The sequence below is a fragment of the Lysinibacillus alkalisoli genome (assembly GCF_014643595.1).
In the GTDB taxonomy this organism is placed as follows: Bacteria; Bacillota; Bacilli; order Bacillales_A; family Planococcaceae; genus Metalysinibacillus; species Metalysinibacillus alkalisoli.
Genome location: NZ_BMJT01000007.1, coordinates 153,735 through 166,150, shown reverse-complemented (window position 1 = coordinate 166,150; position 12,416 = coordinate 153,735). Strand labels below are relative to the sequence as shown.

At 36.6% G+C, this 12,416-nt stretch carries 12 protein-coding genes; 10 read left to right on the top strand and 2 right to left on the bottom strand.

Translation table 11 applies throughout. The features are described 5' to 3' along the window. Window positions 1–121: 121 nt before the first annotated feature. A complete protein-coding gene (locus IEW44_RS11625; RefSeq protein ID WP_188615217.1) occupies window positions 122–577 on the top strand; it encodes a GNAT family N-acetyltransferase in 456 nt (151 codons plus the stop codon). Here IEW44_RS11625 and IEW44_RS11620 read toward each other — a convergent pair whose 3' ends face one another. Continuing rightward, entirely contained in the window at window positions 578–1,171 is a 594-nt protein-coding gene (locus tag IEW44_RS11620) for a TetR/AcrR family transcriptional regulator (RefSeq protein WP_188615216.1), read from the bottom strand. A gap of 108 nt (window positions 1,172–1,279) precedes the next feature. Here IEW44_RS11620 and kynU point away from each other — a divergent pair, with 108 nt between their 5' ends. The 6 genes from kynU (at window position 1,280) to IEW44_RS11590 (ending at window position 8,580) form a co-directional block, all read left to right on the top strand. After that, window positions 1,280–2,548 carry a kynureninase gene (gene kynU, locus IEW44_RS11615; RefSeq protein WP_188615264.1) on the top strand — a complete coding sequence of 423 codons (1,269 nt, stop codon included), beginning with the start codon at window positions 1,280–1,282 and terminating at the stop codon, window positions 2,546–2,548. Further along, on the top strand, window positions 2,548–3,174 hold the full coding sequence (gene kynB / locus IEW44_RS11610) for an arylformamidase (RefSeq protein ID WP_188615215.1): 627 nt from the start codon (window positions 2,548–2,550) through the stop codon (window positions 3,172–3,174). Before kynU ends, kynB begins: the two co-directional genes overlap by 1 nt. Next, the gene (kynA, locus tag IEW44_RS11605) at window positions 3,171–4,013 is read left to right on the top strand and encodes a tryptophan 2,3-dioxygenase (RefSeq protein ID WP_188615214.1); all 843 of its coding nucleotides are present in this window, start codon (window positions 3,171–3,173) and stop codon (window positions 4,011–4,013) included. The genes kynB and kynA overlap by 4 nt, the downstream gene beginning before the upstream one ends. A 12-nt stretch (window positions 4,014–4,025) precedes the next feature. Next, on the top strand, window positions 4,026–5,369 hold the full coding sequence (locus IEW44_RS11600; RefSeq protein WP_188615213.1) for a sodium-dependent transporter: 1,344 nt from the start codon (window positions 4,026–4,028) through the stop codon (window positions 5,367–5,369). Window positions 5,370–5,491: 122 nt separating this feature from the next. Beyond that, on the top strand, window positions 5,492–6,841 hold the full coding sequence (locus IEW44_RS11595) for a cyclic 2,3-diphosphoglycerate synthase (RefSeq protein WP_188615212.1): 1,350 nt from the start codon (window positions 5,492–5,494) through the stop codon (window positions 6,839–6,841). A 194-nt stretch (window positions 6,842–7,035) separates the two neighbouring features. Continuing rightward, a complete protein-coding gene (locus IEW44_RS11590; protein WP_188615211.1) occupies window positions 7,036–8,580 on the top strand; it encodes a glycine betaine uptake BCCT transporter in 1,545 nt (514 codons plus the stop codon). Window positions 8,581–8,628: 48 nt separating this feature from the next. Here IEW44_RS11590 and IEW44_RS11585 read toward each other — a convergent pair whose 3' ends face one another. Next, on the bottom strand, window positions 8,629–9,621 hold the full coding sequence (locus IEW44_RS11585; RefSeq protein WP_188615210.1) for a DMT family transporter: 993 nt from the start codon (window positions 9,619–9,621) through the stop codon (window positions 8,629–8,631). Window positions 9,622–9,740: 119 nt separating this feature from the next. Between IEW44_RS11585 and IEW44_RS11580 the strand changes: the two genes are divergently transcribed. Genes IEW44_RS11580 through IEW44_RS11570 form a run of 3 tightly spaced genes read left to right on the top strand, consistent with a single transcriptional unit; the run spans window position 9,741 to window position 12,288 of the window. Then, window positions 9,741–10,610, top strand: a complete 870-nt coding sequence (locus IEW44_RS11580) for a LysR family transcriptional regulator (RefSeq protein WP_188615209.1) — start codon at window positions 9,741–9,743, stop codon at window positions 10,608–10,610. Further along, window positions 10,611–11,282, top strand: coding sequence for a response regulator transcription factor (locus IEW44_RS11575; RefSeq protein ID WP_188615208.1), 672 nt, complete (start codon window positions 10,611–10,613; stop codon window positions 11,280–11,282). A gap of 1 nt (window position 11,283) precedes the next feature. Next, window positions 11,284–12,288, top strand: a complete 1,005-nt coding sequence (locus IEW44_RS11570; protein WP_188615207.1) for a sensor histidine kinase — start codon at window positions 11,284–11,286, stop codon at window positions 12,286–12,288. The last annotated feature ends 128 nt before the right edge of the window (window positions 12,289–12,416 follow it).

The following is a 12,416-nucleotide window of genomic DNA, read 5'->3' as shown; positions in this document are numbered from 1 at the left end:
AGGGTTGTGAGGATGGTTTGACAAAAGAGTGTGCCCTTATACAGCTTAAATGTATCATATAACATGTATTGACAAGTATATACCCTCCTTATATACTTGCATGCATATAAGGAGGGTATATATGAATATTTATTCAAGTGATGTAGCAGCAGTTATTCATGAAACGATGTTAGCGGCATTTGCTGAATATCGTGACAGTGAAATTCCTTCAAGTGCATTAGATGAGACTGTTGATACAGTGGCACTTGCTTTAAAAAAGGGTGAGCAAGCACTTGTAGGAGAGGTAAATGGCGATATTATTGCTATGGTGCGTTATCAATTACAGGATAATCACCTGTACTTTTCAAGATTATCGGTCATACCTACTCATCAAGGCAATGGCTATGCTAAACAATTAGTACAAGCATTAGATATGGTGGCAAAAACACAGGGCAAATCCATCATTCAATGTAAAGTACGAATGACTGTACCAAGAAATATCGCACTCTATCAAAAATTAGGATTTATTATTGTCTCGCAGGAAGTATTACATGAACGTGATGGATTAACCATTGTTACGATGGAAAAGTATTTATAATTATTGGTACAAAGCAGATACATAAAATTGTGTAATTTGTTGTGTGATAGTATTAATACATAAAGTATCATCAGCCACAATGCGCCATAAGAAAGTTTCATTAATGCCAAACCAAGAAGTAGCTATAATCGTAACATCAATCGGGTATTTCAGTAAATTTTGCTGTTGTGCATAAGTGAGGTCTTGTGCAATACGATGCGTAAATTGCTGTACAATCGTGGACCACTTTAACCGAATTAAGGCGCTATAACCCATAGCTTCTTCTATGAGTTGTAGTGTTTTTTTGTGCACTCTTGCCAATGTTAAAAAGCGGTACACTTGAGTATGAATAATAGCTGTAGCTTGTGCGGCATTTTTCGGATGAAAGGGTTCATTCGCTACAATAAAAAAGTCGTGCATCGTTTGTTCAATTAATTCACTAAAAATCGTCTCTTTATTTTTAAAATGCCCATATACAGTCCCATAGCCAATACCAGCTTGTTCGCCGATTAATGTGATAGTAGTGTCTTGAAAACCATGAGAGAGGAAAATCACGTGAGCAGCCTGTAAAATTTTTATTTTAGTTTGTTGTTTTTGTTGTAAACGTTTATTCATGATTGTCACCTTTTCTATTTCGTCGACATAATGTCGTTGACTAACTTTACTATACAATGGTAACATCAATTTGAAAAGTCTGAACATTTAGAAAGGTGATAACAAATGATGACTAATACAAAATCGTATGCCCAAAAGCTAGAGGCGACATTTCCTATCAAGTCAATGAGAGAAGCATTTTATTTACCAGAAGGGCGCATTTATTTTGATGGTAATTCTTTAGGTTTAATGAGTAAAAAGGCAGAACAATCTTTGTATGACTTAAAAGATTCTTGGAAAGACTACGGGATTGATGGCTGGATGCAAGGCGAGTATCCTTGGTATTTTTTAGCGGAAAATATTGCGCAACAAATGACACAGATAGTAGGAGCAAATAAGGAAGAAATTATTGTGACAGGTTCAACTACAACGAATTTACACCAATTAGTGGCTACCTTTTATCAACCACAAGGAAAGCGTACAAAAATCTTAGCAGATGAACTTAACTTCCCCACAGATATTTATGCGATTAAATCGCAATTGGCCTTGAAAGGTTATGATGAGTCACATCTTGTACAAGTTGCGTCAAGAGATGGCCAAACATTATATGAGCAAGATATTATTGATGCTATGACGGATGAGATTGCGCTTATTGTGCTACCTGCTGTTTTATATCGCAGTGGTCAAATTTTAGATATGGCGACATTAACAACAGCAGCGCATGAACGAGGGATTAAGATTGGCTTTGACTTATGTCATTCTGTAGGGGCAGTCCCTCATCACTTGCATGATTGGCAAGTGGACTTTGCTTTTTGGTGCACATATAAACATTTAAATGGTGGGCCTGGTAGCTCAGGTGCATTGTTTGTACACAAAAATCATTTCGGCACAATACCTGGTTTAGCAGGCTGGTTTGGTTCGAATAAAGAGAAGCAGTTTGCAATGAGTCACACGTTTGAACCTGCCTTTGAAGCAGGTGCGTTCCAACTAGGGACACCGAATGTATTAAGCATGGCGCCATTAATTGGCGCATTAACTTTATTTAACGAAATGGGCATTCAGCGTGTGCGAGAACGTTCGCTCGCTTTAACCGATTATATGTTGCAATGCGTCCATGATTTTCTGAGTGAATATCAATTTACAGTATGTAACCCAATTGACCATCAACAGCGTGGAGGGCATATTTATTTAGAGCACAAAGAGGCAGCACGTATATGTAAAGCGTTAAAAGAGCGAGGCGTCATACCAGACTTTAGAGCACCTAAAGGCATTCGTTTAGCAGCAGTAGCCATGTATAACACATTTGAAGAAATTTATGACTGTTTTACAATCTTGCAAGAGATTATGGAGACAAAAGCGTACGAAAAATATACGAATGAAAGAGAGATTGTTGCCTAATGACATGGATCGATATTACACAACCTCTTAATCGACAAATTGCTACATGGGCAGGTGACACTACATTTAGTTATGAAACGGTTGCTACAAAAGAACAAACAGGCTCTGTAAATGTAGGCAAAATTACAATGAGCTTACATTCAGGTACGCACATGGATGCCCCTTTTCATTTTAAAACAGAGGGGCGTACTTTTGAAGAATTGGATTTAGCACGCTGCATAGGGAGTGTTAGCGTTATTGATGCCACATCATATGAAGAAATTACAATGGACTTATTACAAGGTCAATTAACGGATGTACAAGCCGTATTTGTAAAAACGAAAACACGGGCAGATGCTCATATCTTCCCTGAAGAAGTGCCCACATTTACAGAAGAGGCTGTACATTATTTAGCTACACATAACATCACACTGATTGGGGTTGATGTGCCATCTGTGGATAAAGTACACTCAAAAACATTACCTATCCACCACGCTTTAGAGCAATATGATATTTATATTGTTGAAAACTTATTGTTAGAACATGTGCAACCAGGAAGATATAAAATGGTAGTTTTACCATTACTGATCGAGGGTGCTGATGGTAGCCCAGTACGTGCTATCATTAAAAAGGAGGAGCAACAATGACACAGCATAAGCAACCGTTTGAAGGGGAAAAAAACATCGTTACCAACTTTGAGAATCGTATGACATATACAGACTATTTGCATTTAAACGATGTACTTGCTTGCCAACAGCCGCTAACAGATGAACATGATGAGATGTTATTTATTACGGTGCATCATATTAGTGAGTTATGGATGAAACAAATTTTACACGAAGTAAAATCAGCGACAAAAGATATGCAAGCAGAGCGTTTGCCAGAGGCGTTTAAAAAGCTTGCGCGTGTATCACAAGTGCAAAATCAGCTGAAAAATGTATGGGATGTGCTTGCTACATTAACACCTGCAGATTATTTAAAATTTAGAGACTCATTAGGGAATTCATCAGGGTTTCAATCTTATCAAAATCGCCTTTTAGAGTTTTATTTTGGTTATAAAACGCCACATATTTTAAAAATTTATGCACATGAACCAAAAATAGCTGTACAATTGCAGGAAGCCTATGAAGCGCCAAGTTTATATGATGAAGCTATTCGTATTTTAGCTAAGCGAGGATTTGCCATAGATGAGGCAGTATTACAACGTGACCTTACACAAAAATATGAAGCAAATGATAGCGTGAAGGAAGCTTGGAAAGCCGTTTATCGAGCGCCTGAAACGTATTTTGAGTTATATGAGTTGGCAGAAGAATTAGTGGATATTGAAGATTTGTTCCAGCAGTGGCGCTTTCGCCACATGAAAACAGTAGAACGTATCATTGGCTTTAAAAAAGGAACAGGTGGCTCTGGTGGTGTTAGTTACTTAAAAAAAGTGCTAGACCAATATTTCTTCCCAGAACTTTGGCAGTTACGTACAGAATTATAAGGGGGGAGAGCGATGGCAGGGAAGGAACAATGGTCATCTAAAATAGGTTTTATTTTAGCTTCAGCAGGAGCGGCAATTGGATTAGGCGCTATTTGGAAGTTTCCCTATGTGGTAGGGCAAAGTGGTGGCGGTGCTTTCTTTTTATTATTTGTTGTGTTTACCATGTTAATTGGTTTACCTATGTTAATTGCAGAATATATTATTGGGCGTGGTTCTGGCAAAGAAGCTGTTGGTGCTTATCGAAAGTTAGCTCCTTCTTCATGGATGAAACAAACAGGTGTATTAGGTGTAATTGGCTGTGCGCTATTACTGTCATTTTATGCGGTTGTGGGCGGTTGGATTATCGTTTATGTGGCACTTGGGATTTTTAATCAAATTATTGGTAATCCTATGGCATATGACGCTTTATTTGGGTATATTATTACAACACCGTGGATTACCATTTTAGGTTTATTCGTATTTATGTTACTAAATGTAATTGTTATTGCTGCAGGCATTCAAAAGGGGATTGAGAAGGCAAGCAAATTATTAATGCCCTTATTATTTTTATTTTTTATTATTTTAGTTATTCGCAGTTTAACATTGCCAAATGCAATGGAAGGAGTAAAGTTCTTTTTAGCTCCTAATTTCTCTAATATCACGTGGGAAGCTGTGTTATTTGCTTTAGGTCAATCCTTTTTTAGTTTGGCAGTTGGCTTTAGTTGCATGGTAACGTATAGTTCATTTTTAAGTAAAAAAGAAAGTATACCAAATGCAGCAACAACAGTTGTTGTGTTAAATATATTGGTATCCTTTTTAGCAGGACTTGCCATTTTTCCAGCAGTATTTAGCTTTAATATTGAACCCGATGCAGGGCCTGGCTTATTATTTATGATACTGCCAACAGTCTTTGAACAAATTCCGTTTGGCACAGGATTTTTATTATTATTTTTATTGCTATTTTTATTTGCAACTATTACCTCATCCTTCAGTATGTTAGAAATTATTGTGTCTGCTTTTGTAGAAAATCGTCAGACGAGTCGTAAGAAAACAACATATGCTGTTGGAGCAGTTATGTTTATTTTGGCATTACCTTCAGCGTTAAGTAATGGCGTATTAAAAGATATCATTTTATTTAATCGCAATATTTTTGATCTCACTGATTTTGTAGTCAGTAACGTGTTATTGCCATTAGGTGCTTTGCTTATTGCCATATTTATTTGTTGGGCAATACCTAAACAGCAAATAAAGTCAGAATTCTTATTAGGGAGTAAAGTAAGCCCACAAACTTTTGAACTTTGGTATCGTCTAATGCAATACCTTGTGCCAATTGTAATCGGGGTTGTCTTTATATTAGGATTAATTAAAACGACTTGAGGTTAGATCAAGTCGTTTTTTTATATAATTGGACAAAAGATTAAAAAAATTTGAAAAAACCATTGTATTTATATTCGTTTTGTTGCATTATTAATACAATGTTGTTTGAAGGAGAGATTATCATGACAAAGAAAAATATTATTATCATCGGGGCAGCAGGCCGTGATTTCCATAATTTTAATACATATTATCGCAATAATGACTTATACAACGTAGTAGCTTTTACAGCTGCTCAAATACCAGATATTGATGGACGAAAATATCCTGCTGAATTAGCAGGCAACTTATATCCAGAAGGAATTCCTATTTATGCAGAAGAACAATTAGAAACATTAATTAAAGATTTACAAGTAGATGAGTGTGTATTTTCATACAGTGACTTACACTATGTAAAAGTGATGAATTTAGGTGCATTAGTAAATGCAGCGGGTGCTAATTTTGTATTATTAGGTACAGAGGCGACGATGATTAAAAGTAATAAACCCGTTATTTCTGTATGTGCAACACGTACCGGTACAGGTAAAAGTCAAACTTCTCGTAAAGTAATTGAGACGTTGTTACAGCACGACTTAAAAGTAGTGGCAATACGTCATCCTATGCCATATGGTGACCTTGTGAAGCAAAGTGTACAGCGTTTTGCTACAGTAGAAGATTTAAAATTACATGAATGTACGATTGAAGAAATGGAAGAATATGAACCGCATGTGGTGCGTGGTAATATTATTTATGCAGGTGTAGATTACGAAGCTATTTTACACGCAGCTGAGAATGACCCAGATGGTTGTGATGTGATTTTATGGGATGGTGGTAACAATGATTTCTCATTCTACCAACCTGATTTAGCTATCACTGTCTTAGACCCACACCGACCAGGGCATGAATTAGAATATTATCCTGGAGAAGTATGTTTACGTACTGCAGATATTTCGATTATTAATAAGGTAGATAGTGCAACGGAGGAAAATATTGCGATTGTAGAAAATAATATTAAACAAGTAAATCCAACAAGCCAAATTATTAAAGCAGAATCTACGATCACAGTAGATCAACCAGAATTAATAAAAGGGAAGCGTGTATTAGTCGTAGAAGATGGCCCAACCTTAACACATGGGGAAATGCAAATTGGTGCGGGTTCTGTAGCGGCAGAAAGACTAGGCGCCGCTGAAATTGTCGACCCACGTCCATATGCGAAAGGTTCTTTAGTTACAACTTTTGAAAAATATACACATGTTACAAAGGTGTTGCCAGCTATGGGGTATGGTAAAGAACAATTGAAAGATCTTGAGGCAACGATTAATGCTACAGATTGCGATGCTGTCATTATTGGCACACCAATGGATTTGACACGTATTATTTCGATTAATAAACCAACAACACGTGTATACTACGATTTACATGAGATTGGTGACCAAAATTTAGAACATGTGTTAACAACATTTATTGAACAACATCAATTACAAAAACAACGATAATAAGCAGTGAAACAAAAGGTTACTAGGAAAGCATGCTTTCCTAGTAACCTTTTTTGATGCAATAAAAGTAACAACTTCTATTATAGATGAAGTAGCTTTTATGTTATGATAGGAAAGGTGAAAAAGTAATCAGTTTATCCAAAAGATATTAGGGAAATAATGTATCGAACTGAATGAAAAAAGGGCGGATGTTTATGGTAAAGAAAAAAGAAACAAGACCCCAAAGAAAGTTAGGCGTTGTATTTTGGGGCGCTGTAATACTTACATTAATTGCAGTTGTGATTGGATTAGTTGCGCCAAATATGTTTGAGAGAGTTACAGCAAATGTCCAAGCCTTTTTAACAACAAACTTTGGTTGGTACTATCTGCTTGTTGTTGCGGTAATTGTGGCTTTTTGTTTATTTTTAATTTTAAGTCCAGTTGGCTCAATTCGTTTAGGAAAACGAACAGATCGTCCAGAATATAGTAATTTATCATGGTTTGCGATGCTGTTTAGTGCAGGTATGGGGATTGGTCTTGTATTTTGGGGCGCGGCAGAACCATTATCACACTTTGCTGTAAATGCACCAGAAGTGGCTGAAGGTACACAGCAAGCATTGAAGGATTCATTACGTTATACCTTCTTCCACTGGGGGATTTCGGCTTGGTCAGTTTACGGTGTTGTCGCATTAGCATTAGCCTATTTCCAATTTAGAAAAGGCGCACCAGGTTTATTGAGTGCGACGTTAACTCCTATTATTGGAAATAAGACAAAAGGCTGGATGGGCTATCTTATAGATATTATCGCAGTGTTTGCCACTGTTGTTGGAGTTGCTACTACATTAGGCTTAGGTGCTCAACAAATTAATGGTGGTTTAGCTTACTTAGCTAACGTACCTGTTAACTTCACGGTACAAATGATTATTATTGTGATTGTTACGATTCTATTTATTATCTCCGCATCAAGCGGTTTAGACAAAGGTATTCAAATTTTAAGTAATGCTAATCTTTATATCGCTTTACTATTATTAGTATTAACATTGTTTTTAGGACCAACTGTAAAGATTATGAATACTTTTACAGCAGGTATTGGTGAATATTTGCAAAATATTGTCCAAATGAGTTTACGTACAGCACCAAGTAATCCTGAAGGTCGTGAATGGATTAATACGTGGACGATATTTTACTGGGCATGGTGGATGTCATGGTCACCATTTGTAGGGATTTTTATCGCACGTATTTCAAAAGGGCGTACGATTCGAGAGTTTTTAATGGGTGTTATTTTGCTACCAACCATTGTAAGTATTTTCTGGTTTGCTGTATTTGGCACAACTGCAATTGACGTATCGACAACAAATAGTGCCATTACAAGTCTACCAACAGAACAAGTATTGTTTGGCGTGTTTGAGCAATTGCCAATTGGTTCTATTTTGTCAGTCATTGCTGTACTAGTCATTGCGATTTTCTTTATTACTTCAGCAGATTCAGCTACTTTCGTTTTAGGTATGCAAACGACTTACGGTTCACTAAATCCCAATTTCCGTGTCAAATTAATTTGGGGGGTATTACAAGCAGGTATTGCAAGTAGTTTACTCTTCTCAGGTGGTTTAAAAGCGTTGCAAAATGCAGCGATTATTGTCGCATTCCCGTTCTCTGTCATTGTATTACTAATGATGGCATCTTTATATAAATCATTAATGCATGAACGTAGAGAATTAGGGTTATACATTCGACCAAAGAAGCAGCCACAAGAAAAATAAATAACAAAGCCCCTACTGAAACGCTAGTTGTTTCAGTAGGGGCTTTATTTACGTATTAGAAGGTAAGAAATGTTTGCCTCGGTATGTTTTTTTAGTGAGAATAAATGATAATTTACGATTGCGCAAATCATGACGTTGGTATAAGTTGTTAGCTACTAAAGCTATGATGACAAGCGATGTACCAACTAAGTCAAACACTGTAATTTGATACCCTTGCCACATCATAATAAGCAATGTAGTAATAGGTACAAAGTTGATAAATAAAACACCGTTGAGAGCATTTAATTGTTTGACACCATAATTCCAACATAAGAGCGCAATAATACCTGGGAATGAGCTCATAAATAACATATCGTACTTAATGGTATCCATCACATGCATGGTAGGCATTACAATGCTACCTTGCCATGTTAAAATACCTGTAATAATTGCTGTCACACTTGTCCCAATCAAACAAGTAAGTGTGGAATAACGTAATGTCGACCAACCTATAAAGCGTTGGCCACCCATTGTATACACCACCCAACCTGTGACACCTAAAAAAATTAAGAATAAAGGTAAGGCTTGAGAGCTTAACTCGCTAAAGAAATGTAACTCCCCTTTTGTAATGACTAAACTTGCGCCAATAAATGCCACAATAATACTAAGTAGCATATAGTTTTTAGGGCGCGTTTTGTATAAAAACCAAATGATTAGTATGGTGATGATAGGCATTAACGTTTCCATGATGGAGGCAACAATAACGCCAGATTGCCCCATCTGCGATTGTCCCATAAAAATGAAAAGATTATAAACTGTGAAAGCCATTGTGCCAAAAAATAATAAATAGCGCATTTTACCTTCTGTACGAAAAGCGCGACTACCTTCACGCCACCATAATAAAATGACTAATAGGAGTGAAACAATGCCATAACGAATAGTAGCAAAATAAAAGGGATCAATGTATTGTAAAGCATGGTCAGCTACTGGAAACATGGCTCCCCATGACATACTGGCGATTAAACAGGCAAATGCCCCCATCCATAACGCTTTTTTTTTCAATCTTATTACCTCATTTCGATATCATTGTGTATTGATTATAAGATTGAATAAGTATCTCGTAAAATGATTGTAAAAGATAACTGCTATCATTTAAAATGATAAAAGGAGAGGGTGGAAATATGGACTTACGTAGCTTACGTATTTTTCAAGCTGTAGCAGAGTACGGCACAGTGAGTGCAGCGGCGAAAGAATTAAACTATGTACAATCTAATGTGACTGCACATATTAAACAATTAGAAAATCACTTACAGACGCCTTTATTTTATCGTAAACATAAAGGTATGGTATTAAACCCTGAGGGGCGTAAAATGTTACAGCAAGTAAATCAAATTTTACAACAAGTGACGGAACTAGAGCGGACATTTTTAGAACATGACACACCATCTGGCACATTAAAAATCGGCACAGTCGAAATCGTCAGCATCTTACCAGAGATTTTAGCTACTTATTACAATGCTTATCCCAATGTCGATTTGTCTTTAGAAGCCGGCTTAACAGAGCAATTAATCCAAAAAGTATTGAACCACGAACTAGATGGTGCTTTTATATCAGGGCCTATCCAACATGAGATGCTTAGACAATACACAATTAATAAGGAAGAGTTAGTATTAGTTACATCTAGTCAAGCTTTTAATGTAGAAGAGTTAACGACAATGCCCTTACTTGTGTCTAATGAAGGTTGTGGCTATCGTGCTAAGTTAACATTGTGGTTAAAAGCGTTAGGTATTCGCCCTAAGCGTATTATGGAATTTAATATTATGGAAACGATTTTAAAAAGCGTAATATTAGGACTAGGTGCAACTATTGTGCCAGCTAGTATGGTTGAGCAGCTCGCACAGGAAAAACGTGTATATTGTCATAAAATACCTGCTCAGTATGCGACCAATATAACGCTATTTATTCATCGCAAAGACCAAGGAATGACAGCAACTATGGCAAGTTTCTTAACACATTTACAACATGCTGATGAACAGGAGGTGCACATGTAAATGACACATATACTTGTTATTGAAGATGATGCTAGCATTGTTAAAAACTTAACATTGCTACTACAGGATAAAGGTTTTCAAACGACAGTAGCGATGACACAAAAAGAAGCATTGATGATACTCGACGCACAAACATTTGATCTTGTCTTACTAGATTTAGCTTTACCAGATGGCCATGGTTTTGTCATTTGTTCAACCATAAAACGAGAATATGAGATACCTGTTATCTTTTTAACCGCCAGTGGGGATGAAGGGAGTATTGTGACAGGTTTTGAACTTGGCGCAGATGATTATGTGGCAAAGCCATTCCGCCCACTAGAATTAATATCGCGCATTGCTAATGTTTTACGTCGTAATAAGTCTGAGAAAACAACCTTTCATGTGCAAAACGTTACGGTTGATAGTGTGCGAGCTACCGTAACAAAAGCGGGGCATGAGATTTATTTATCAGCACTAGAGTATCGTTTATTATTAGTATTTTTACATCATCCTGGACAAGTATTGTCACGTACACGTTTATTAGAGGAAATATGGGATATTGCAGGTGAGTTTGTTAATGATAATACTTTAACGGTTTATATTAAGCGCCTGCGTGAGAAAATAGAAGATGATAGTCAAAAGCCAACTATCATTACAACAGTACGTGGGTTAGGCTATAAGGTTGGCGATTAATATGGCAATACGCAGTCCTCATAGTGTACGTTTTATCAAATATTACAGCGTTATAATGAGTAGTATAGCTATTGTCATGGGGTTGTATCACTGGGGAATAGCGCTTGCAGTACTTGCTACGGGTCTGTTCGCTTTACTGTTCTTTATACGTCACTTATATCAAAGAGAGAAGGCTATTGCTGCATTAAGCATGCAATTAAATACGATTTTACATCAACAAAAGCGGATTGCTATTTCAGATTATGAAGAAGGGGAGCTATCCGTGCTAAAAAGTGAGATTCAAAAGATGGTGACAAGACTTTTTGAACAAGCAGATGCCTTGCAGCAAGAGAAGGTTTATTTAAAGGACGCTATAGCTGATATTTCACATCAACTAAGAACGCCATTAACATCCCTTCAGCTTATTTTACCACGCTTAACATCAGCTACGTTAACCGAGAGAGAACGCATGGAATATGTATCAGAAATGACACAACTGATACAACGCATTGATCATTTAATCAATATATTGTTGAAAATATCTAAAATTGAGTCAGGCACAGCTACCTTTCAACAACAACCAGTGCATATATATGCTATTGTACAACAAGCGGCAGAACCACTCCTCATACCTATGGAGCTTAGAGAGCAGCAATTTACAATTACAGGTTCAACAACAAGTACATTCATAGGAGATGCCTTGTGGTCAGTGGAGGCAATAACAAATATTTTAAAAAATGCGATGGAACATACGCCTGCTCATGGCAATATACGAGTGACTATTAGTGAACAGCCCTTATATACTCAAATTACGATTGAAAATGAAGGCAATCATATTGCTGAGGAGGACTTACCTCATTTATTTGAGCGCTTTTATCAAGGGCGTACAACAGGACAATGGAATGTAGGAATTGGTTTAGCGTTAGCTCGCATGATTATTCATCAGCAAAATGGTACAATTACAGTAAAAAACCGGTCACATAATGGCGTTATTTTTACGATTAAATTTTATCAATATACGATTTAAAAGCTAATACTACCTTAAAATAATAGCATTCATGGCACTAACGAGTATAATTTCGTTAGTGCTTATTTTATGTGATATTTCTGTGTCGTATACAGTTGGGTTCACATTCGATGGATGTTAAGACTTGC

Excerpts from the sequence above, each read along its gene's own strand:
- IEW44_RS11625 (WP_188615217.1), top strand. The coding sequence starts at position 122 with ATGAATATTTATTCAAGTGATGTAGCAGCAGTTATTCATGAAACGATG.
- IEW44_RS11620 (WP_188615216.1), bottom strand. The coding sequence starts at position 1,171 with ATGAATAAACGTTTACAACAAAAACAACAAACTAAAATAAAAATTTTA.
- kynU (WP_188615264.1), top strand. The coding sequence starts at position 1,280 with ATGACTAATACAAAATCGTATGCCCAAAAGCTAGAGGCGACATTTCCT.
- kynB (WP_188615215.1), top strand. The coding sequence starts at position 2,548 with ATGACATGGATCGATATTACACAACCTCTTAATCGACAAATTGCTACA.
- kynA (WP_188615214.1), top strand. The coding sequence starts at position 3,171 with ATGACACAGCATAAGCAACCGTTTGAAGGGGAAAAAAACATCGTTACC.
- IEW44_RS11600 (WP_188615213.1), top strand. The coding sequence starts at position 4,026 with ATGGCAGGGAAGGAACAATGGTCATCTAAAATAGGTTTTATTTTAGCT.
- IEW44_RS11595 (WP_188615212.1), top strand. The coding sequence starts at position 5,492 with ATGACAAAGAAAAATATTATTATCATCGGGGCAGCAGGCCGTGATTTC.
- IEW44_RS11590 (WP_188615211.1), top strand. The coding sequence starts at position 7,036 with ATGGTAAAGAAAAAAGAAACAAGACCCCAAAGAAAGTTAGGCGTTGTA.
- IEW44_RS11580 (WP_188615209.1), top strand. The coding sequence starts at position 9,741 with ATGGACTTACGTAGCTTACGTATTTTTCAAGCTGTAGCAGAGTACGGC.
- IEW44_RS11575 (WP_188615208.1), top strand. The coding sequence starts at position 10,611 with ATGACACATATACTTGTTATTGAAGATGATGCTAGCATTGTTAAAAAC.
- IEW44_RS11570 (WP_188615207.1), top strand. The coding sequence starts at position 11,284 with ATGGCAATACGCAGTCCTCATAGTGTACGTTTTATCAAATATTACAGC.